At 73.8% G+C, this 21,231-nt stretch carries 18 protein-coding genes and 2 riboswitches; of the genes, 10 read left to right on the forward strand and 8 right to left on the reverse strand.

The annotated features are described in order from the left end of the window. Positions 1-46: 46 nt before the first annotated feature. From OG896_RS32805 to OG896_RS32815, 3 genes are all read right to left on the reverse strand, one after another. Positions 47-820, reverse strand: coding sequence for an amino acid ABC transporter ATP-binding protein (locus tag OG896_RS32805; RefSeq protein ID WP_402451716.1), 774 nt, complete (start codon positions 818-820; stop codon positions 47-49). Next, entirely contained in the window at positions 817-1,860 is a 1,044-nt protein-coding gene (locus OG896_RS32810) for an amino acid ABC transporter permease (protein WP_329371167.1), read from the reverse strand. The genes OG896_RS32805 and OG896_RS32810 overlap by 4 nt, the downstream gene beginning before the upstream one ends. 464 nt (positions 1,861-2,324) lie before the next feature. Then, positions 2,325-2,453: a hypothetical protein gene (locus OG896_RS32815; RefSeq protein WP_329371169.1), complete on the reverse strand. Its 129-nt coding sequence runs from the start codon at positions 2,451-2,453 to the stop codon at positions 2,325-2,327. Between the two features lie 220 nt (positions 2,454-2,673). After that, positions 2,674-2,789, forward strand: a riboswitch (SAM riboswitch). A 38-nt stretch (positions 2,790-2,827) separates the two neighbouring features. Between OG896_RS32815 and OG896_RS32820 the strand changes: the two genes are divergently transcribed. The 9 genes from OG896_RS32820 to metF all read left to right on the forward strand — a co-directional run bounded on the left by OG896_RS32820 (position 2,828) and on the right by metF (position 12,047). Continuing rightward, positions 2,828-2,983, forward strand: a complete 156-nt coding sequence (locus OG896_RS32820) for a putative leader peptide (protein ID WP_328462045.1) — start codon at positions 2,828-2,830, stop codon at positions 2,981-2,983. Positions 2,984-3,312: 329 nt separating this feature from the next. After that, the gene (locus tag OG896_RS32825) at positions 3,313-4,518 is read left to right on the forward strand and encodes an LLM class flavin-dependent oxidoreductase (RefSeq protein WP_329371172.1); all 1,206 of its coding nucleotides are present in this window, start codon (positions 3,313-3,315) and stop codon (positions 4,516-4,518) included. Positions 4,519-4,556: 38 nt separating this feature from the next. Then, a complete protein-coding gene (locus OG896_RS32830; protein ID WP_329371174.1) occupies positions 4,557-5,942 on the forward strand; it encodes an NtaA/DmoA family FMN-dependent monooxygenase in 1,386 nt (461 codons plus the stop codon). Then, on the forward strand, positions 5,939-7,114 hold the full coding sequence (locus OG896_RS32835) for an LLM class flavin-dependent oxidoreductase (protein ID WP_329371176.1): 1,176 nt from the start codon (positions 5,939-5,941) through the stop codon (positions 7,112-7,114). The genes OG896_RS32830 and OG896_RS32835 overlap by 4 nt, the downstream gene beginning before the upstream one ends. A 14-nt stretch (positions 7,115-7,128) precedes the next feature. Then, positions 7,129-8,262, forward strand: a complete 1,134-nt coding sequence (locus tag OG896_RS32840) for an LLM class flavin-dependent oxidoreductase (protein ID WP_329371178.1) — start codon at positions 7,129-7,131, stop codon at positions 8,260-8,262. After that, a complete protein-coding gene (locus OG896_RS32845) occupies positions 8,259-9,104 on the forward strand; it encodes a flavin reductase family protein (protein WP_329371180.1) in 846 nt (281 codons plus the stop codon). Before OG896_RS32840 ends, OG896_RS32845 begins: the two co-directional genes overlap by 4 nt. Then, positions 9,101-9,937, forward strand: a complete 837-nt coding sequence (locus OG896_RS32850; protein WP_329371182.1) for a DUF1684 domain-containing protein — start codon at positions 9,101-9,103, stop codon at positions 9,935-9,937. Before OG896_RS32845 ends, OG896_RS32850 begins: the two co-directional genes overlap by 4 nt. A 170-nt stretch (positions 9,938-10,107) precedes the next feature. Further along, on the forward strand, positions 10,108-10,971 hold the full coding sequence (gene cobF / locus OG896_RS32855) for a precorrin-6A synthase (deacetylating) (protein WP_329371184.1): 864 nt from the start codon (positions 10,108-10,110) through the stop codon (positions 10,969-10,971). Positions 10,972-11,135: 164 nt separating this feature from the next. Continuing rightward, a complete protein-coding gene (gene metF, locus OG896_RS32860) occupies positions 11,136-12,047 on the forward strand; it encodes a methylenetetrahydrofolate reductase [NAD(P)H] (RefSeq protein WP_329371186.1) in 912 nt (303 codons plus the stop codon). 168 nt (positions 12,048-12,215) lie between these two features. Here the strand turns inward: metF and metE are convergent, their stop codons facing one another. Next, on the reverse strand, positions 12,216-14,534 hold the full coding sequence (gene metE / locus OG896_RS32865; protein WP_329371188.1) for a 5-methyltetrahydropteroyltriglutamate--homocysteine S-methyltransferase: 2,319 nt from the start codon (positions 14,532-14,534) through the stop codon (positions 12,216-12,218). Between the two features lie 163 nt (positions 14,535-14,697). Continuing rightward, positions 14,698-14,916: riboswitch (cobalamin riboswitch) on the reverse strand. A 333-nt stretch (positions 14,917-15,249) separates the two neighbouring features. Between metE and OG896_RS32870 the strand changes: the two genes are divergently transcribed. Continuing rightward, the gene (locus OG896_RS32870; RefSeq protein ID WP_329371190.1) at positions 15,250-15,666 is read left to right on the forward strand and encodes an SH3 domain-containing protein; all 417 of its coding nucleotides are present in this window, start codon (positions 15,250-15,252) and stop codon (positions 15,664-15,666) included. Between the two features lie 171 nt (positions 15,667-15,837). Here the strand turns inward: OG896_RS32870 and OG896_RS32875 are convergent, their stop codons facing one another. From OG896_RS32875 to efeU, 4 genes are all read right to left on the reverse strand, one after another. Continuing rightward, complete coding sequence (locus OG896_RS32875) at positions 15,838-16,263, reverse strand: DUF6210 family protein (RefSeq protein ID WP_329371192.1); 426 nt, start codon at positions 16,261-16,263, stop codon at positions 15,838-15,840. 83 nt (positions 16,264-16,346) lie between these two features. Beyond that, on the reverse strand, positions 16,347-17,162 hold the full coding sequence (locus OG896_RS32880; protein ID WP_329371194.1) for a phosphatase PAP2 family protein: 816 nt from the start codon (positions 17,160-17,162) through the stop codon (positions 16,347-16,349). 106 nt (positions 17,163-17,268) lie between these two features. Then, a complete protein-coding gene (gene efeB / locus OG896_RS32885) occupies positions 17,269-18,555 on the reverse strand; it encodes an iron uptake transporter deferrochelatase/peroxidase subunit (protein WP_329371196.1) in 1,287 nt (428 codons plus the stop codon). 163 nt (positions 18,556-18,718) lie between these two features. After that, the gene (gene efeU, locus OG896_RS32890) at positions 18,719-20,905 is read right to left on the reverse strand and encodes an iron uptake transporter permease EfeU (RefSeq protein ID WP_329371198.1); all 2,187 of its coding nucleotides are present in this window, start codon (positions 20,903-20,905) and stop codon (positions 18,719-18,721) included. Between the last annotated feature and the right edge of the window lie 326 nt (positions 20,906-21,231).

Consider the following 21,231-nt stretch of genomic DNA (forward strand, 5'->3'; position numbering starts at 1 on the left):
GGACCAGGGGGAGCCGGAGCGGGAGCGCGCACCCGCGGGCGCCGGTTCAGAGCACCGCGGCCAGGAAGGACCGGGCCCGTTCGTGGCGCGGATCGCTCAGCACGTCCGCGGGGGCGCCGGACTCGATGATCCTTCCGCCGTCGAGGAAGACCACCGTGTCGGCGACCTTCCGGGCGAAGCCGATCTCGTGCGTGACGACGATCATCGTCATGCCGCTGAGCGCCAGGTCCTGGATCACCGCGAGGACCTCGCCGACGAGTTCGGGGTCGAGCGCGCTGGTCGGCTCGTCGAAGAGCAGCAGCCGCGGCTCCATGGCCAGGGCGCGGGCGATCGCCACCCGCTGCTGCTGGCCGCCGGACATCTGCCGGGGATACGAGTCCTCCCGGCCGGCCAGGCCGACCCGTTCGAGCAGTTCACGGGCCCGTGCGGCGGCCTGCTTCCTCGGCACGCCGCGCACCGCGACCGGCGCCTCGGTGATGTTGTCGAGCACCGTCAGGTGTGGGAAGAGGTTGAACTGCTGGAAGACCATGCCGACATCGGCCCGCTGCCGGGTGATCGCCCGGGCCCGCAGTTCGTGCAGCCGCCCGCCGTCGTGCCGGTAGCCGACGAGGTCGCCGCCGATCTCCACGAAGCCGGCGTCCGGCTTCTCCAGGTGGTTCACGCAGCGCAGCAGCGTGGACTTGCCGGAGCCGGACGGGCCGAGCAGGACGGTCACCTCGCCCTCGCGCACGTCGAGGTCGACGCCGTCCAGCACGACGTTCGCGCCGTAGCTCTTGCGCAGGCCCCGGACGCGCACCAGGGGCCGCTCGTCGTCGCTCATGACAGCCCCACCACGGGGGACTTGGCCGGGCCGAACAGCGGGATGTTGGCGCGGGCCACCTGCCAGAAGCCGCGCGGCGGCCTGCCGCCGGACCGGTTGTTGCCGCGGGCGTAGTGGCGCTCGACGTAGAACTGCCCGATCGACAGCAGCGTGGTCAGGATGATGTACCAGATGGTGGCGACCAGCAGCAGCGGCATGATCAGGAAGTTCTGGTTGTAGATCAACTGGCTGGAGTAGAGCAGGTCCTGTACGGCGATGACGCTGACGATCGAGGTCGCCTTGAGCATGCCGATCAGCAGGTTGCCGGAGGCCGGGATGATCGCGGGCATGGCCTGCGGCAGCACGATCCGGCGGAAGATCCGTCCCTCGCCCAGCCCCAACGCCCGTGCGGCCTCGCGCTGTCCGGGGTCGACCGACAGGATGCCGCCCCTGACGATCTCCGCGGAGAGCGCGGCCACGTCGAGGGTGAGCCCGACGTACGCGGCCAGGATGCCGCTGAACAGGTGCGCGGTCTTCACGTCCGCGAACTCCGGTCCGAACGGCACCCCCACCGACAACCGCGGGTAGAGCGAGGCCAGTTCGTACCAGAAGAGCAGTTGCACCAGCGGCGGGACCGAGCGCACCAGCCAGACGTAGCCGAAACTCAGGGTGCGCAGCACCGGGTTGCGCGACAGCCGCATCGCGGCGACGCCGACGCCGAGCAGGTAGCCGCTGGCCATCACCGCGCCGGTGAGCCACAAGGTGAGTTCGAGCCCGTGCAGGATCGAGCCGCTCAGGAAGTAGTGGCCGACCACGTGCCATTGGAAGCGGGGGTTGGTCACCAGGGTGTGCACGAGCATCGCGAACAGGACGAGCAGCACGGCCGCGGAGATCCACTGCCCCGGGCGGCGCAGCGGCACCAGCCGTGCGGCGAGCAACTCCCGGTCGTCCGGGCGGGTGTCCAGGGGCCGGGGCCCAAGTGCCCGAGCGGAACTGTCGGTTACGGGCGGGGGATGATCGGGCGCGGCCGTGGCCGGACCTGAGGTGTCGTGCTGGGGCATCGTCGGTGTTCCCGTCTCGTCGGGGACCGCGGCGACGGCGCGTGCGGACGCGACGGCCCCGCGCGGGGGCCGGTCTGCCGCAGCGGGCCACCGGGAGGGAGGGGAGGAAGTCGGCTGAAGTCGAGGGAAGTCGGGGAAAGTCAGGGAAAGTCGGGAAGGAACTCGGGGAAGGCGCCCGCCGCGAAGGAAGACGGCGCACGCGGTCCGACCGCGCGTCGATCACGGACGCCACGTCATCCGCGGTGCAGTGGAAGGGAGTTCGGGGTGGGGCGGGCAGGGCCGTACGTCGGCCGGGCCGACCCGGATGCGGGGGAGGGGCGCCGTACGCGGACGGACGGCGGTTCCGCGGGTCCCGCGGGTCCACGCTCAGGCGGGCGGCGTTGCCTCGCCCCAGCGATCAGCGGATGTCAGCCGGCAGCTTTCAACCAGCGTTCGGACAGCGGTTTTCCCAGTGCCGGCAGCGGTCAGCGGACCGCGAGCGTTCCCGGACACAGCGCGCTGCAGACCCGGAGCAGATCGACGTGCCGCCGGACCACCCGGGTCTGGGCGAAGCCGCGGGGGCAGAGCGCGAGGTCGCGTCGATGTGCGTCCATGCCCGTCCCCTCGCTCTCGCGGTGCCGCCGGCGTCGGGTGTCCCGGCCGGTCGTGTCGGTCGCATCGGGCCTGTTGACAGCACCCGTGTCCACAGCACGTTAACCGCAGGGCGGCGGTCAGACAATCCCCCTCGGTGCCGCACGCCGTCCGGAGCGACGGAGGTCACTCCCGCCGGGAGGGGATTGTGTTCGACCGCGCGACGGAGTTACCGTGCTTGCAGGTCATGAGCGTCAGCAACCAAGGCCCTGGCCGGCTGACCGGCAACCCTCCTGTCGCGGTGGGGTGCTCCAGGTGACGACCCGGCGGAGCCGAAGACGGCTCGGCAAGCGCGAGCTCGAACAGGCGTGAGCCGATCGAGGTGGGAGGTGGCGAAGTGCGCGGCAGCAGCGAGCAGTTGATGTCCGGCAACGCCCCCGTCACCGCCTCCGGCATCGTCACGTACTCACGGCGCCACATCGACCTGCAACGTGTCGCCGGCGCCCTGTGTCCGGGCGCGTCGACGGTCCGGCCGCCGCGTCAGGCCGGCTGACCCTTCCGCACCCCGCGCTCCGCGCGCACCCCTCCCTTCCGCCGACCCACCCGGGGACCCCGTTCCCGGCGCGGGCCCCGTCCGGTACCCGTTCGGCCTGCCCTCGTCGTACGCGGCACGCAGCACGCCGCGCATGCCGTGCCCGCCGCACCCCGCACTCCGCACGCCCCGCACGGTCCCGTCGGCCCCGCGCATCACGTACTCCGTCCAGTGCCGTACGGCGTACACCCCCGTCGTACGCCCACGCCGTACGCCCCGCCCACCTCACGCCCCGACCTCCACGTCCCGGCCACGCGCCCGCGGCCGTCCGAGCAGGAAGCGGTACGTCCATGTCCCGATCCACCACCCCCCTCCACCTGGCCGTCGCCCTCGACGGCGCCGGCTGGCACCCCGCGGCCTGGCGGGAGCCCGAGGCCCGGCCCGCCGACCTGTTCACCGCGTCGTACTGGGCCGACCTGGCCGCCGAGGCCGAACGCGGCCTGCTGGACCTGGTCACCATCGAGGACTCGCTCGGCCTGCAGTCCACCCTGCTCACCGGCCCCGACGAGCGCACCGACCAGGTGCGCGGCCGGCTGGACGCCGTACTGACCGCGGCCCGGATCGCGCCGCTGACCCGGCACATCGGCCTGCTGCCGGTCGCGGTGGTCACCCACACTGAGCCGTTCCACCTGTCGAAGGCCGTCGCCACCCTCGACTACGTCAGCGGCGGCCGGGCCGGAGTGCAGGTGCGGGTCTCCGCCCGGGCGGACGAGGCCGCGCACTTCGGCCGGCGCAGCCTGCCGCGGCTGCCGGTCACCGAACTGGACTCGCCCGCCGGACGCGCGCTGCTGGCGGAACTCTTCGGCGAGGCCGCCGACTACGTCGAGGTGGTGCGCCGGCTGTGGGACAGCTGGGAGGACGACGCGGAGATCCGCGACGTGGCCACCGGCCGCTTCATCGACCGCGACAAGCTGCACTACATCGACTTCGAGGGCCCGCACTTCAGCGTCAAGGGCCCCTCCATCACGCCGCGCCCGCCGCAGGGCCAGCCGGTGGTGGCCGCGCTCGCGCACCGCACCGAGCCGTTCCGGCTGGTCGCCGGATCGGCCGACCTCGGCTTCACCACCCCGCACGACACCGGCCAGGCGACGGCGATCGTCACCGAGATCCGCGAGGCGCAGGAGCGGGCCGGCCGGGCCGGCGAGACCGTTCACGTCTTCGCGGACCTGGTGGTCCTGCTCGACGAGGAACCCGGCCGCGCCGCCGAGCGCCGGGCCCGGCTGGACGCCCGGCTGGACGCGCCGTACGCCGGCGACGCCCTGGTCTTCGCCGGCACCTCCGCCGAACTCGCCGACCAGCTGGAGGAGTTCGCCCGGTCCGGGCTGACCGGGTTCCGGCTGCGGCCGGCCACCCTGCCGTACGACCTGGCGCGGATCAGCCGCGACCTGGTGCCCGAACTCCAGCGCCGCGGGGCCTTCCGCGAGGCGTACCAGGCCGACACCCTGCGCGGCCTGCTCGGACTGCCGCGCCCGGCCAACCGCTACGCCCCCGCCTGAGCCCCACCCCGCGCGAAGCCCCAGGAGGCAGACCCCGCATGAGCAGCACGCCCAAGCAGATCCATCTCGCCGCACACTTCCCCGGCGTCAACAACACCACCGTGTGGAGCGATCCGGCGGCCGGCAGCCAGATCGACTTCAGCTCCTTCGTCCATCTGGCGCAGACCGCGGAACGCGCCAAGTTCGACTTCCTGTTCCTGGCCGAGGGGCTGCGGCTGCGCGAGCAGGGCGGCCGCATCCACGACCTGGACGTGGTCGGCCGGCCGGACACGTTCACCGTGCTCGCGGCGCTCGCCGGGGTCACCGACCGGCTGGGCCTGGCCGGCACCATCAACTCCACCTTCAACGAACCGTACGAGGTGGCAAGGCAGTTCGCCTCCCTCGACCACCTGTCCGCAGGCCGCGCCGCCTGGAACGTGGTCACCTCGTGGGACGAGTTCACCGGGCAGAACTTCCGCCGCGGCGGCTACCTGGCCCGCGAGGACCGCTACGAGCGCGCCCGCCAGTTCCTCACCGCGGTAAGGGAGTTGCTGGACTCCTGGCAGGGCGACGAGATCGTCGCGGACCAGGCGGACGGCACCTTCCTCCGCGCTCCCGGGCCCGGCCGGTTCGACCACCGCGTCGACCAGTTCGACATCGGCGGCCACTTCAACGTGCCGCGCAGCCCGCAGGGCCACCCGGTCGTCTTCCAGGCCGGCGACTCCGAGCAGGGCCGGGAGTTCGCGGCCTCGGCCGCCGACGCCATCTTCACCCGGCACGGCACCCTGGAGGCCGGCAAGGCGTTCTACGCCGACGTCAAGGGCCGGCTGGCGAAGTACGGCCGGTCGCCCGAGCAACTGCTGATCCTGCCCGGCGTGACCTTCGTGCTCGGCGACACCGAGGCCGACGCGCGCGAGAAGGCCGACGTGATCCGGCACCAGCAGGTCAGCGGGGCCACGGCGATCACCTTCGTGGAACGCCTGTGGAACCGCGACCTGAGTGCGTACGACCCGGACGGGCCGCTGCCGGAGGTGGAGCCGCGCTACGACGACAGCGCGGAGCCGATCGTGCGCGGCCGGGCCGACGCCAACCGGGACGACCGCCGGGAGACCGTCGCCCGCTGGCGGGCCGTCGCCGAGGAGAAGAAGCTCTCGCTGCGCGAGCTGGTCATCGAGCTGACCGGGCGGCAGTCCTTCATCGGCACCCCGTCCCAAGTGGCCCAGGAACTCGACGCGTTCGTGCAGGCCGACGCGAGCGACGGCTTCATCCTCGCCCCGCACCTGACCCCCGGCGGCATCGACGAGTTCGCCGACACCGTGGTGCCGCTGCTCCAGGAACGCGGCGTCTTCCGCACCGAGTACGAGGGTGAGACGCTCCGCGACCACCTGGGCCTGGCCCACCCGGGCCGGCCGGTCACCGCGGGCCGGACGAAGGCGGCGTCGTGAAGTTCCTCGCCATCACCCTGATCGTGCACGCGCCCCACCCGGTCACCGGCGTGCGCACCTCCACCCGCGACCGGTTCCGCGAGGTCGTCGACAACGCCCTGCTGGCAGAGGAGTTGGGCTTCGACGGGTTCGGCGTCGGGGAACGCCACGAGCGCCCGTTCATCTCCTCCTCGCCGCCGGTGGTGCTCAGCCACATCGCCGCCCTCACCTCGCGCATCCGGCTGTTCACCGCGGTCACCACGCTCAGCCTGCTCGACCCGGTGCGGGCCTACGAGGACTACGCGACGCTCGACCATCTCTCCGACGGACGGCTGGAGTTGATCGTCGGCAAGGGCAACGGCTCCGCCCAGCGCGAGCTGTTCCACGTCAGCACCGACGACCAGTGGGACCGCAACGCCGAGAGCTACGAACTCTTCCGCACCATCTGGCGGCAGGACCGCACCACCGCCCGCCCGCGGTTCCGGCCCGAGCTGGACGACGCCGAGGTGTGGCCGCGCCCCCTCCAGCAGCCGATCCGGGTCTGGCACGGCAGCGCCACCAGCCGGGAGTCGGTCGACCTGGCCGCCCGCTACGGCGACCCGCTCTTCTCCGCCAACGTCACCAACCCCATCGAGCCCTACGCCGAACTGGTCCGCTACTACCGGGAGCGGTGGCAGCACTACGGCCACGATCCGGCGCTGGCCACCGTCGGCGCGGGCAGCGCCGGCTACTACGCGGCCCGCACCTCGCAACAGGCGATCGCCGCGTACCGCCCGGTCTTCGAGGGCCGGCTCGCCTTCCAGAAGCAGCTCGGCGTGGAACCGGTCTTCCCCACCCTGGAGGACTTCGTCGAACGCAGCTCGGCGCTGATCGGCAGCCCGCAGCAGATCATCGACAAGGTCCACCGCTACCACGAGCAGTTCGGCCACTCCGTGCTCCACCTGCACGCCGACGCCGACGGCCTGACCGACGCCCAGCACCGCGACGCGCTCGCCCTCTTCCAGTCCGACATCGCCCCCACCCTGCGCCGGGACATCCCCGACCCGCCGTGGACCTGGGGCCCGGTCGGCGTCGAGGCCGCCGCCGGCGCTCCGGAAGCCACCCCGGAAGCCACCTCGGCAGGCGCTCGGGAAGCCACTTCGGCAGCCGGCGCCGCAACCGGTACCGCAGCCTCCTCCGCCGCCACCGCCTGACAAGGAGCACCACCGTGGCACACACCCCGCTCGCGGTCCTGGACCTCGTGCCGATCTCCTCCGGTTCCACCGCCGGCCAGGCGCTGCGCAACAGCATCGACCTGGCCCAGCACGCCGAGCGCCTCGGCTACACCCGCTACTGGTTCGCCGAGCACCACCTCAACCCCGGCGTCGCGGGCACCTCCCCGGCCGTCGTGCTCGCCCTGACCGCCGCCGCCACCAGCACCATCCGGCTCGGCGCCGGCGCGGTGCAGCTCGGCCACCGCACCGCCCTGTCCACGGTCGAGGAGTTCGGGCTGCTGGACGCCCTGCACCCGGGCCGGTTCGACCTGGGCCTGGGCCGCTCCGGCGGGAAGACCCCGCCGGCCGCCGCCCGGCAGCCGGCGCTGACCGCCACCACCCCGGTGGTCGACGGCCGCACCCCGAACGGCCTGCGGATACCCGCCCGGTTCTCCTTCGAGCGGCTGCTCACCTCGCCCCGCTTCGTGCTCCACCAGAAGCTGCTGGCCCAGCCGGGCGCCGAACCGCAGCCGTACGACGAGCAGATCGCCGACATCCTCGCGCTGCTGGCCGGCAGCTACATCGCGGACAACGGGGCCGCCGCGCACATCGTGCCCGGCGAGGGCGCCGACCTCCAGGTGTGGATACTCGGCAGCAGCGCCGGCATCAGCGCCCAGACCGCGGGCGCCCACGGCCTCCGGTTCGCGGCGAACTACCACGTCAGCCCGGCCACCGTACTGGAGGCGACGGAGGGTTACCGGGCGGCGTTCGTGCCGTCGGCGGAGCTGGACCGGCCCTACGTGAGCGTGTCCGCCGACGTCGTGGTGGCCGAGGACGAGGGGACCGCACGGGAGTTGGCCACCGGCTACGGCCCCTGGGTGCACAGCATCCGCACCGGCGCGGGCGCCATCCGGTTCCCCACCCCCGACGAGGCCCGCGCCCGCGCCTGGAGCGAGGAGGACCGGGCCCTGGTGGCGGACCGGGTCGAGACGCAGTTCGTCGGCACCCCGCAGCAGGTCGCCGACCAGCTGGAGACGTTGCGCGACGCCACCGGCGCCGACGAGCTGGTGATCACCACCATCACCCACGACCACGCCGACCGGGTGCGTTCCTACCAACTGCTGGCCGAGGAGTGGAAGCGACGATGACGACGACCAGGGCGCAGTGCAGGGACGAGCGGCGCGAGACGCACAGCCCGCGGCAGCCGGTCCGGCCGCCCGCCGCCGCGCACCGGGCCGAGGGCACCGGACGGACGCCGGTGGCCGCCCGGCCTGAGCGCCGACTGCCCTCCGAGGAAGGCGCGTTCGCCTCCACCGAACTCCGGCGGGTGTTCGGCGCGTTCCCGACCGGCGTGACCGCGATCGCGGCCCTGGTGGACGGCGCGCCCGTGGGCCTGGCGGCCAACTCCTTCACGACGGTCTCCCTCGACCCCCCGCTGCTGTCGGTCTGCGTGGCGCACACCTCCACCACCTGGCCGGCGCTGTCCGACCGCACCCGGATCGGCGTCACGGTGCTCGGCGCCGACCAGGAACGCGACTGCGCCCAGCTCGCCGCGCGGGGCACCGACCGGTTCGCCGGCCTCGACTGGCACGCCACCGCCGACGGCGCCGTGCTGCTGGACCGCGGCAGCGCCTGGTTCGACTGCTCCATCGAGCAGCACATCCGGGCCGGCGACCACGACATCGTGCTGCTGCGGGTACACGCGCTGGACGCCGACCACGACGCGCCGCCGCTGGTCTTCCACGCCAGCCGGTTCCGGCGGCTCGAAGAGGCCGCCGCCGGCGCCGAAGCCCCCGCCGGCGCGGAAGCCCCCGCCGGCGCGGAAGCCCCCGCCGGCGCGGAAGCCCCGGCCGGCGTCACGCCCCCGGCCGGCCCCGCCCCGCAGGCCCGCCCGGGCCACACCGCGCACTCCCTTCCCTCCGACCGCGCCGACCACCCCGACCGTGCCGCCCTCCCCGCCCTCCCCGTCGAAGCCAAGGAGCCGAAATGACCGCACAAGCCGAAGAGACCGACCGCGCGAGCTTCGCCCGGGAGTGGGAGGAGTGGCACGCCGCACACGAGCGGGTGCTCGCCGATCCGCACGGCTTCCTCGCCATCACCAGCCTGCGCTGGCTGGACGCGACCCCCACCCGCTTCCCGGACGCGCCCGGCGCCTGGTCCAGCACCCATGACGGCGTGGTGGTGGAACTGGACGACGGCGAGGAACTGACCCTCGACGGCCAAGTGCTGCGCGGCCGCCACGACTTCGGGGTGATCGCCGAGCGCGGCGGCCTGTTCCCCGCCGCCGGGGACGCGGTGATCGAGGTCGCCAAGCGCGGCGGCCACGACATCCTGCGCCCCCGCCACCCCGACAACGCCCTGCTGACCGCCTTCACCGGCACCCCCGCCTACGCCCCCGACCCGCGCTGGGCCCGCACCGGCCGCTACCTGCCGTTCGACACCCCGCGCCCGACGACCGTCGGCGCCGTCGTCGAGGGCCTCCAGCACGTCTACGACGCCCCGGGCGAGGTCGAGTTCGCACTGGACGGCACCACCCACCGGCTGACCGCCTTCAACGGCCGGACCCCCGGCAGCCTGCTCGTCCTGTTCACCGACGCCACCTCGGGGGTGACCACGTACGCGGCGAACCGCTCGCTGACGGTGGCCGCGCCCGACGCCGACGGCACCGTGCTGGTCGACTTCAACCGGGCCGCCAACCTGCCCTGCGCCTACACCGACCTGGCCACCTGCCCGCTGCCGCCGGCCGAGAACCGGCTACCGGTGGCGATCGAGGCCGGCGAGAAGACCCCGACCGGCGCGGCGCCCGGCCACGCCTCGTCCTGACCCGCGGACGACCCGCCGGCGCCGCCCGGCGCCGGCGGGTCGTCCGCGGGCGGGATACCACCGGCCGGCCCGCGCGCGGGGCAGCGTACGCTTCGTGCAGCGCGCCCCTGCCGGGTGCGTGACAGCCGCGGACCAGCGGCCTTTCGACCACCCACCTGGAAAGCCCGCAGATGAGCACGGAGCAGCGCCACCTCCTCGTCATCGGCATCGGAGCCGGCGACCCCGACCACCTGACGCTCGGGGCGGTGCGGGCCATCCGCCGTACCGACGTCTTCTTCCTCATCGGCAAGGGCCCGGCGAAGTCGTCGTTGACGGACTTCCGGCGCAGCGTGATCGACGAGCACACGGACGGGCCGCACCGCGTCGTCGAGCTGGACGACCCGCCGCGCGACCGGTCGGCGGCGGGCCGCGAGGCGTACACCGCCGCGGTCCACGACTGGCGGACCCGGCGCGCCGACGCCTGCGAGCGCCTGATCCGGGACGAGTTGGCGCCCGGCCAGGCCGGCGCGTTCCTGGTCTGGGGCGACCCGGCGCTGTACGACGGCACGCTGAGCATGCTGGACGAGATCGCGGCGCGCGGCACGGTCGGCTTCGACGTCGAGGTGGTGCCCGGGATCAGCAGCGTCTCCGCGCTGGCGGCCCGGCACCGCACCAGCCTCAACCAGGTCGGCCGGCCCGTCCACATCACGCCCGCGCGCCGGCTGGCCGAGCTCTTCCCGACCGGCGAAGGCGACGCGGTCGGCGACGGAGCCGGCGAGGGAACCGCCAGCGGCGGCGGTGACCGCCAGGGCGACGGCGACGTCGTCGTGATGCTCGACGCCCACGAGTCGTTCACCCGGATCGAGGGCGACGACGTGTGGATCTACTGGGGCGCCTACATCGGCACGCCCGACGAGCTCCTGGTCTCCGGGCGGCTCGCCGACGTCGCCGACCGCATCCGGCAGGTCCGCGCGGAGGCCCGCGCCCGGCACGGCTGGATCATGGACACCTACCTGCTGCGCCGCACCGGCCGCACCGAGGACAGCCGCGCCTGACCCACCGGGCCGCGCCTGACCCACCGGCCGCGGCCGAGCGACCGCCGGCCCGCGACCGTGCCCAGCACCGCCGCCCAGGACCGCCACCCGGGTCCCGCCGCGACCCCGATATCACCACGTGGACGGTCCGCCGGAGGCCGCCGCCAGGCCGTTAACCTGCACGTATGGCTTACGGGGTGCCCAGCACGCAGGCGGAACACGCACCGTCCATCCGCGATCTCCTCGCGGCGGGCGGCCGTTCCTACTCGTTCGAGTTCATGCCCCCGCGCAGCGCCGCCGCGGAGGCCGGCCTGTGGACGGCGATCCGCCGGCTGGAGGCGCTGGCGCCGACCTTCGTGTCGGTGACCTACGGCGCGGGCGGCTCCACGCGCGGCCGTACCGTCAACATCACCGGGCGGATCGCGCAGGAGACCACGCTCACCCCGGTCGCCCACCTCACCGCCGTCGACCACAGCGTCGCCGAACTGCGCCACGTCCTGGGCCAGTACGCCGACCAGGGCGTCCGCAACGTGCTGGCGCTGCGCGGCGATCCGCCCGGCGCCCCGCTCGGCCCGTGGGTGAAGCACCCGCAGGGCGTGGCGTACGCGGCCGAACTGGTGGAACTGGTCAAGGAGTCCGGCAACTTCTGCGTCGGCGTCGCGGCCTTCCCCGAGCGGCACCCGCGCTCGCCCGACTGGGACAGCGACATCCGCCACTTCGTGGCCAAGTGCCGGGCCGGCGCCGACTACGCGATCACCCAGATGTTCTTCGACGTGGACGCCTACCTGCGCCTGCGCGACCGGGTGGCGGCCGCCGGGTGCGCGACGCCGATCATCCCGGAGATCATGCCGGTCACCACGATCCGCTCGCTGCGCCGCATCCCGAGCCTGAGCACCGCCGCCTTCCCGCCCGGGCTCGCCGAGCGGATGCTCGCGGCCGAGGACGACCCGCGGGCCGTCAGGGCGATCGGCATCGAGCACGCGACCGAGATGTGCCGCCGGCTGATCGCCGAGGACGTCCCGGGCCTGCACTTCATGACGATGAACTTCTCCAAGGCGACCACGGAGATCTACCAGAACCTCGACCTGCGCCCGTAGGGCCGGCGCCCATAAGGCCGGAGCTCGTAAGGCCGGCACCCGTAAAGCCGGAGTCCGTAAAGCCGCCGGCACCCGTAGAGCCCGCGCCCTTCCGGTGGCCGCGCCGGCGACCCCCGCGCCGGGCGGGCCGGGAGGGAACCGCGCGGCTCCCTCCCGGCCCACCGGGGCTCAGGCGGTGGGCAGTTCCGCGCGGACCGTGCGGGCGGCGGCGACCAGGTTCTCCAGCGACGCCTTGGTCTCGGGCCAGCCGCGGGTCTTCAGCCCGCAGTCCGGGTTGACCCACAGGCGTTCCGCGGGGATCGCCTCCAGGCCCTTGCGCAGCAGCGTGGCCGCCTCGTCCGCGCCGGGCACCCGGGGGGAGTGGATGTCGTAGACGCCGGGGCCGGCCTCCCGCGGGTAGCCGTGGCCGGCCAGTTCGTCGGCCACCTGCATGTGGGAGCGGGCGGCCTCCAGGCTGATCACGTCCGCGTCGAGGTCGTCGATGGCCTGCACGATGTCGCCGAACTCGGCGTAGCACATGTGGGTGTGGATCTGGGTGGCCGCGCCCGCCGCGCCGGTGGTCAGCCGGAAGGACTCGGTGGCCCAGGCCAGGTACGCGGGACGGTCGGCGGCCCGCAGCGGCAGGGTCTCGCGCAGCGCGGGCTCGTCGACCTGGATCACCGAAGTGCCGGCCGCCTCCAGGTCGGTGACCTCGTCGCGCAGCGCGAGGGCGACCTGGCGGGCGGTGTCGCCGAGCGGCTGGTCGTCGCGGACGAAGGACCAGGCGAGCATGGTGACCGGCCCGGTGAGCATGCCCTTGACCGGGCGCGAGGTGAGCGACTGGGCGTAGCTCGTCCAGCGCACGGTCATCGGCTCGGGCCGGGAGATGTCGCCGGCCAGGATCGGCGGGCGGACGTAGCGGGTGCCGTAGGACTGCACCCAGCCGTGCTGGGTGGCGAGGTAGCCGGTGAGCTGCTCGGCGAAGTACTGCACCATGTCGTTGCGTTCGGGCTCGCCGTGCACCAGGACGTCGAGGCCGGTCTGCTCCTGGAAGGCGATCACCTCGCCGATCTCGGTCCTGATCCGCTCCTCGTAGCCGGCCCGGTCGATCCGGCCGGCCCGCAGGTCGGCGCGGGCGGCGCGCAGTTCGCCGGTCTGCGGGAACGACCCGATGGTGGTCGTCGGCAGCAGCGGCAGCCCGAGGTGGGCGCGCTGGGCGGCGGCGCGCTGCGGGTACGCCTGGGCGCGGCGGCCGTCGGCGTCGGTGACGGCCGCGACCCTGGCGCGTACCGCCGGGTCGCGGGTGATCGGCGAGGCCGCGCGGGAGGCCAGGTCGGCCCGGTTGGCGGCGATCTGCGCGGCGATGGCGTCGGTGCCCTGCGCCAGGCCCTTGGCGAGCGTGACGATCTCGGCGGTCTTCTGCCGGGCGAAGGCGAGCCAGCGCAGCACCTGCGGGTCGATGTCCTGTTCGGGCGCGGTGTCCAGCGGCACGTGCAGCAGGGAGCAGGAGGCGGCCACGTCGACCTGGCCGGCGAGGCCGAGCAGGGTGGCCAGGGTGGCCAGCGACGTCTCGTAGTCGTTGATCCAGATGTTGCGGCCGTTGACGACGCCGGCCACCAGCCGCTTGCCGGGCAGCCCGCCGACGGCGGCGAGGTCGTCGAGGTTGGCGGCGGCCGCGCCGGTGAAGTCGACGGCCAGGCCGTCGATCGGGGCCTTCACCAGGATCGGCAGCGCCTCGCCGAGCCGGTCGAAGTAGGAGGCGACGAGCAGCTTCGGCCGGTCGGTGAGAGTGCCCAGCGCGCGGTAGGCGCGGGCGGCGGCGTCCAGCTCGGCGGGCGTACGGTCCTGGACCAGGGCGGGCTCGTCGAGCTGCACCCACCGGGCGCCGGCGGCCCGCAGGTCGGCGAGCACCTCGGCGTACACCGGCAGCAGCCGGTCCAGCAGGGTCAGCGGCTCGAAGTCGGCCGGCACCCCGGGGGCGGGCTTGGCGAGCAGCAGGTAGGTGACGGGGCCGACCAGCACCGGCCGCGGGGTGTGCCCGAGCGCGAGGGCCTCCCGCAGCTCGCCGACCTGCTTTGCGGAGTCGGCGGCGAAGACCGTGTCCGGGCCCAACTCGGGGACCAGGTAGTGGTAGTTGGTGTCGAACCACTTCGTCATCTCCAGCGGCGCCACGTCCTGGGTGCCGCGGGCCATCGCGAAGTAGCTGTTGAGCGGGTCGGCACCGACGGCGGCACGGTGCCGCTCGGGGACGGCGCCGACCATGACGCTGGTGTCCAGGACGTGGTCGTAGTACGAGAAGTCGCCGGTGGGCACCTCGTGGACGCCGGCCTCGGCGAGTTGCCGCCAGTTGGCGCGGCGCAGTCCGGCCGCCGTCTCCCGGAGGGCGTCCGCGGTGACCCGGCCCTTCCAGTAGCCCTCGACGGCCTTCTTCAGTTCCCGGTGCTGTCCCTGGCGGGGGTAGCCGTACACGGTGGCCCGTGCTGCCGCGGCTGCGGGCTTTGCTGACACGGAAATCTCCTTCGCGAGATGTCTCCCTGGCATCCCGGAGACGGGACGCGGACGCGAAGGCGGCGAACAGGACGGACCGAACACGCCCGGTTCGAGGACGCTCCACCGCCTGACATGTGCGCCGACCCGCCCACGAGGTCACCGGGACATCCGCACGCGATCGGTCGCGTACGGGCAACGGGCAGGTCTTCGGACTCGTGGGCACGCCTGCCGGGGCAGGCACCTACTGGCCGTCGCTTCCCAGGTCCGCGCCGCGGACCCAGTGCTGATGGCGGCGATCGTTCCCACTTACCGCTGCGGGGCAGTCCCGGATTCCCACCGGGTTCCCTCTTACGACGCGCCTGCCTGGCGGGCAGGGCGAACCAGCTGCACCCGCCAGCCTAGATCGCCCGGGTGCCTTTGGCTCGGCACCGCCCACATCCCGGAACGTGTCAGAGGTGATCCGGTTCCCGGCACACCGTCTCCGTCGGCTCCTCGCCGGGTCGGGCTCTCCCCCCGGCGGACGGAAGGCGTCGGGGGCCGCGCCTGCCCACCAGCCAGGAGGCGCCCCTCCCGCACCACCGCCCCCTTCCGGGCGGCGCCGGTACCCGCAGACGGGTGAGTGCCTCGCACGTTCGGCCCAACACGGCGATTTATCCTAGTTGTTGGATATTGTGCGGCGTACGTTCGGCGGTGCCCATGCGTCTCCCCGCACATCTGGAACAGGAGAAGTCCTTTGGCGACATCCGCTGCTCTTCCCACTCTCCGCAGCCGCATCATCGTCGGCGCGAGCGCGCTGACCACCGCTGTGGCGCTCGGCACCACGCTGCTCGGCGCGACGGCCGCCCAGGCCGCCACCCCGGCCCGCCCGTACGGCACCGTCGTCGCCGGTGACGGCGTCGTCCAGCGCCAGTTCCCCAGCACGGACTCGTCCGTGAAGGGCTCCCTCGCGTACCACCAGCAGGTCGGCCTGCGCTGCAAGGTCCACGCCCAGAACATCGCGGGCAACGACATCTGGTACCTGCTGCGCGACAACTCCAACTGGGTCTCGGCCAAGTACGTGGACAACACCGGCACCGTCTCTCTGTGCAAGGACGTCCTGCGCAGCAGCACCGCCGTGATGAACGCGGTGCCGAAGGGCGCCAAGGGCTGACCGTCCCACGGTGTACGGGCATCCCGGAGCCGCGGCAGGTCCCGCGCGCGGCTCCGGGCCGCCACGTCGGATTCCCCGAGTCCCCGCGTTCGCCGCGTTCGCCGCATTCCCCGAGTTCCCCGCGCTCCCCGCGTACCCGAGCCCGCTGCCGGGAGCCCTGGCGGCGGCCGGTCAGTCGGAGTTCAGCCACACCAGCATCGCGGGGCCGTCCGGTGTGATCACCGGTACCCATGCCTCGTCGGCCGCACCGAACCGGCTGTCGTCCAGCCGCAGGGGGTACGGCTCCTCGCTGGTCCCGTCGGACACCCAGTAGCGGAGAGTCCCGATGATGCCGCGAAGCCGCTCCCGCCTGGCGTCCGGCCAGGTGCTGTGCCGGGTGCCCGCACCGCGGAAGTCCCGCTCGAACAGCTCGCGCAGCGCGTCCAGCCCGTCCGGCTCGAAGAGCGGCACCAGGAAACCCTCGACCTGCCCCTGCCGGCAGGCGGTCCCGCCGTACTGCTGCTGGTAGACCACTCCCGTCGCCGCCTCGACGACCGCGTACAGCCATCCGCCGGCGCTGCCGTCGGGGTCGAGGAAGACGAAGCGCCGGGAGCCCATGACGGCAGTCTCCCGGGCCGGCGCCCGCGCGCTCAACGGCGTTTCCCGCGAGGCGAGTCGGCACGGCCGACGGGCGAGGCGCGTCAGAGGCTCCGGCCGGCGGGTCCGGCGAGTCTGGACAGGATCGGCAGCGTCAGCGCGAGCCACGCCGTGCCCAGCAGCCAGCCGCCCAGCTCGTCGGTGGGCCACTGCACGCCGAGGTAGATCCGGGTGGCGCTGATGGCGGCCGCCCACAGCAGGCAGGCCAGCACGTCGAACCGGACCGCCCCGCGGGGCGCGTCGCTGCGCAGGACCGCCCAGGCGAGAAGTCCCGCGGTGAGCACGGACGTCGTGGCGTACCCGGAGGGGAACGCCCAGTCGGTGCTGAGCACCGCCCAGTCGGTCACCGGCGGTCGGGGCCGGGCCAGCGCGAAGACGACCGCGAGGCGGACCGCCTGCCCGGTCAGCAGGATGACCACCGCGCCGAGGGCCGCCGACACCTCCCGCCGCGAAGCCGTCCGGTGCGCGCACCCGGTCCAGCCGGCCAGCATCACCGCGATGTACGGCAGCGGGCCGGCCCCGGTCGAGTCCAGCAGGTGGGCGACCGCGGTGAGATCGGCCGACCGATGGGCCACCGCCCAGTGGTGCAGGACCCGGTCGGGTCCGATCGGTGCGCCGTCGCGCGCGCTCAGCGCCCACAGCAGCAGCCCGAACAGGGCCGCGAACAGCGCGAACAGGGCGAGCGCCGGCCCGGCCCGGCGGACCCGGCCGGGCCGCGGCCCGGAACCGGTCCGGCCGCACGGCGAGCCGCCGCGGTGCGGGGCGCATCCGCACAGGGCGACCGCGACCCGCGTACGGCGTGGCCACAGGCCGCGCCGGTGCCGGGGCGAGGCCCCGCTGACGGTGGACGCTGGGATCATCGCGCTGCCGCTCCGCATCCGTTGCCGGGTCGGGCCGCTCCGGCGGACCCGAATGTCTACAGCACTGTAGACGTTCGGCGCGGCGGTGGACAGCGAGGGGCGCGCGTCAGGCGCCGAGAAGTCCGCGTCCGAGCCAGTCCTTCGCGTCGCGTACGCCCGGCAGCGCGAAGAAGTACCCGCCGCCGACCGGCGAGGTGTAGTCGACCAGCGGCTCGTCGACGAGCCTGGTCTGGGTGGCCTCGAACTGCCGGACCACGTCCTGCTGGTAGCAGCAGAAGACCAGGCCCATGTCGAGATCGCCCACCGCGTCGATGCCGCGGTCGTAGTTGAAGCCGCGGCGCAGGATGCGGGAGTCGTCGCTGCGCGCGGTGCGCGGATTGGCCAGCCGGATGTGCGCGTCGAGCGGGATCGCGTTGCCGTGCGGGTCCTTGGCGTACTGCGGCGTGTCGCCTTCCTGGGCGCCGTCGAGCGGGGCTCCGGTGTCCTTGCGGCGGCCGAACATCTTCTCCTGCTCGGTGAGGGAGACCCGGTCCCAGAACTCGACCAGCATCCGGATGATCCGGATCACCTGGTAGCTGCCGCCGCGGGCCCAGGCAGGTTCGCCGAGCGCGTCGGTGACCCAGACGAGCCGGTCCATCTCCCGCCCGGACGCCACGTCGGGATTGGCGATGCCGTCCTTGAAGCCGAGCAGGTTGCGCGGGGTCCCGGTCGGCCGGGGCGCGCTGTGGAAACCGTCGACACGCCACTTGACCTGCATGGCGCCCCGCGTGTGCCGGGCGATGTCCCGCAGGGCGTGCAGCACGGTGTCGGTGCTGCCGGCGCAGATCTGCAGGCTCAGGTCGCCGTGGCTCTCCGCCGCCTGGAGGTTGTCGTTGGGGAAGGTGCGCATGGGCGCGAGCCGGCGCGGCTTCGCGGCGGACAGGCCGTAGCGGTCGTCGAACAGGGACGACCCGACGCCCACGGTCACCGTCAGCGCGTCCGCGGGGACCGTGGGGCCGAGGATGCCGTTGTCGGAGGGCGGGGCGCCGACGCCGAGGTCGGCCGGGGCGCCGCCGGCGGTCAGGAAACGGGCGCGGTCGGTGATCGTGCGGAGCAGGCCGGCGAGTTCGGCCCTGGTGTCGGCGATGACGTCGAACGACACGAAGGCCGCGGCGGCCGGCGTCGGCGTGGTGATGCCGGCCTGGTGGGCACCGTGGAAGGCGACCGGTGCCGCCCGGCCGGGCTCGGCCGCGTGCGCGCTGTCGCCACCGAGCGCCGTGGTGACGGCGGCGCCGCCGCCGGCCAGGGCGGTGGCCCCGGCCCCGACACCGAGCGCCGTCCTCACGAACGACCGGCGGCCGGCGTCCCTCGGGCAGCCCCCCTGGGAGGGCTCGGGGTGAGCGGAGTCGGGCATGGACGGCGTCCCTTCCGGACCTCCCGAGCGGCGCTGCCGGTCGAGCGGTCCACGGATGTGGTCATACGGGGGTGGTCGGTCGTACGGATGCGGTGGTACGGGTACGGACGCGGTCGTGCCGACGGCGGCGCGCGGGTCGGCGGGACGCCGAAGGGGCCCCGGATCAGCCGGACTTGCGGACTTCGAGCAGATCGGGGATCGGGGCGAGGTCTTCCAGGAGCTGTCCGGTGGCCCCGTTGATCCGCGCCCGGGCGGTCGGGTCGAGCGACTCCACCGGAGTCCATCCGCCGCTGTTTCCGGAACCGCTCTTGCCCGAGGCGCTCTTGCCCGAGGCGCCCTGGTGGGCCGCGTCCAGCAGCGCCTGCAGGCGCGCGACATCGGCGTCCACGGTCGCCGGCAGCCGCGGATCGCGCGCGGAGATCAGCGGACGCAGCACGCGCAGCAACTCCTTCGTGCCCGCGAGGTCGGCGTCCGCGGTGGCCAGGTTGGTGCCGCTGCCCTGGTCCGTGGCACCGGTCAGCTCGAACTGGAGGGTGTTCTCCAGGATCTCGTGGCAGCGCAGCGGCAGGTCCGACGGGTCGAAGTCCTGTCCGGGGAAGGCCGTACGCAGCTCGCGGACGTCGCTGCCGAGCCGTTGCACGTACGGCATCAGGCCGGCCGCCGACTCGCCGTGCCACAGCCCGTACTCGATCCGGTGGAAACCGGTGAAGCGCGGGTCTCCGATCCCGCCCGACAGCCCGTCGGGACGGCCGTCGATCTGCCCGTCGAAGTCGGCGAACGTGCCGTACGCGGCGCCGAGGGACGCGTAGGTGCGGTGGGCGGTGAGCCAGTCCGCGCGTGCCGCGGCGAGCCGCCCGCCCCGGACGTCGGCCGTGAGCGTGTCCGTCTGGCGGACGAGGGTGGTGAGACCGGCGGCCACGTACGCCTTGTAGGCCGCGAGGGGCGGTCGCAGGTCGGACTCGGCGAGCGGGAGCACGGCCCGGGAGGTACCGCTGCCGCTGACCCGTACCGAGGCCGAGGTGACGGCCTTGCCGCCGGTCGGCACGCAGCGCCAGGCGTAGGTGCCGGCGCCGACGGTGGCGACCAGGTCCCGGGTGGTGCCGGGGGCCAGCCCCTCGATCTCGCCGTAGACCGCGTTGGTGGCCGGGTCGACGAGGTAGACCTCGGACGTCCTGCCGCCGGTGTTGTGCATCTGGAACGTCCGGCGGCCGGTCCCGGGCGCGGTGAAGCCCTTGCCGCAGTCCGACTCGGAGACGGCGACGGTCTGGGCGCCGGCGGGCTTGCCGTCGCTGAGGGCGACGACCAGGCCGGCGACCAGCGTGGGCACGGCGATCACCGTGACGGGAACGGCCCAGGCGGGGCGCCGCCGCGTTCGGCCCGTGGCGGCGGGGGAGGGGCCGGCGGCCGGTGCGCCCGCCTCCTCCGGCGCGTTCGCGCCCTTCGGCTGCGGCGAGGCGCCGGTGGAGGGAGCGGAGCCGCCGGTGGAGGGCGCGGCGGTGGACCCGGCGGCGGCGTGCGGCCGTTCGGCCGGTGCGCGGGGCGCTCTGACTCCTCGGACGAAGAGCGTCATCACCACCGCCAAGTACACGACGTAGGCGGCGACTTGGAGCCATGTCATGGTGGGGGTCAGATTCAGCACGCCCTGGACGAGGGTGGCGTACCAGGAACCGGCGTCGACGTGGCCGCTCAGGTCGACGGCGTACGCGGTGCGGCCCGGCAGCACCCGGCCCTCCTGGAGGTCGCGAAGGCCGTAGCCCAGCACCCCGGCGGCGATCACGATCAGGACGGCGCCGGTCGCGGTGAAGAACCGGGTGAGGTTGATCTTCAGCACCCGGCGGTACAGGCCCCAGCACAGGCCGGCGGCGATGACCAGACCGATGCCGGCGCCCAGCATCGGCCCGGTGGACTCGCCCGCGGCGCGCGCCGTCGTCCACAGGAAGAGCGCGGTCTCCAGGCCCTCGCGGCCCACCGCGAGGAAGGAGGTGACCACCAGCATGCCCGAGCCCATGGCGAGCGCGGCGGTGACCTTCTCCCTGATCTCCCCGGACAGATGCCGTGCGGAGCGGCGCATCCAGAAGACCATCGCCGTGACGAACGCGACGGCCAGGACGCTCAGCGTGCCGCCGAACGCCTCCTGCGCGGTGGCCGACAGGCCGGCGGCGGTGAAGGTGAGGACCGCGCCGAAACTCATCGCCAGGGCGACCGCGGCCAGCACTCCCGTCCACACCTGCGGCAGCCGCGCTCGCGCGTCGGCGCGCACCAGGGTGGCGATCAGGATCGAGACGATCAGGCCCGCCTCCAGTCCCTCACGCAGCCCGATCAGAAAGCTCGGGAACGCGTCGTCCCACATGTGTCTCGCTCCTCGTAGCGGACCGGCGGGTCCGACCGTTCTTAGCGAAGGCATACCTTAGTCAGAACGAGGCTCTTACGTCTACACGCCTGTAGTCGGGTGGGTTCCGCCGGTGCCCCGGAGCCGGGCGGTCCCGGTGGTCCGGGTAGTCCGGGTGAGTCCGGGTGAGCCCGGTCGGCTGGGTCGATCCGGTGGACCCGGGGCCCCGACCGGACCGGTCCGACCTCCGATTCCGCGGCGCGTTCACGGGCGCCACTCCGGGGATTTTGCGGCGCGGCGCGCATGGCGTGACCACGCGCTTTCGCTGCGTGATCGATCTTGCGAGC

Origin of the sequence: Streptomyces sp. NBC_00669 (assembly GCF_036226785.1) — a bacterium.
GTDB lineage: Bacteria > Actinomycetota > Actinomycetes > Streptomycetales > Streptomycetaceae > Actinacidiphila.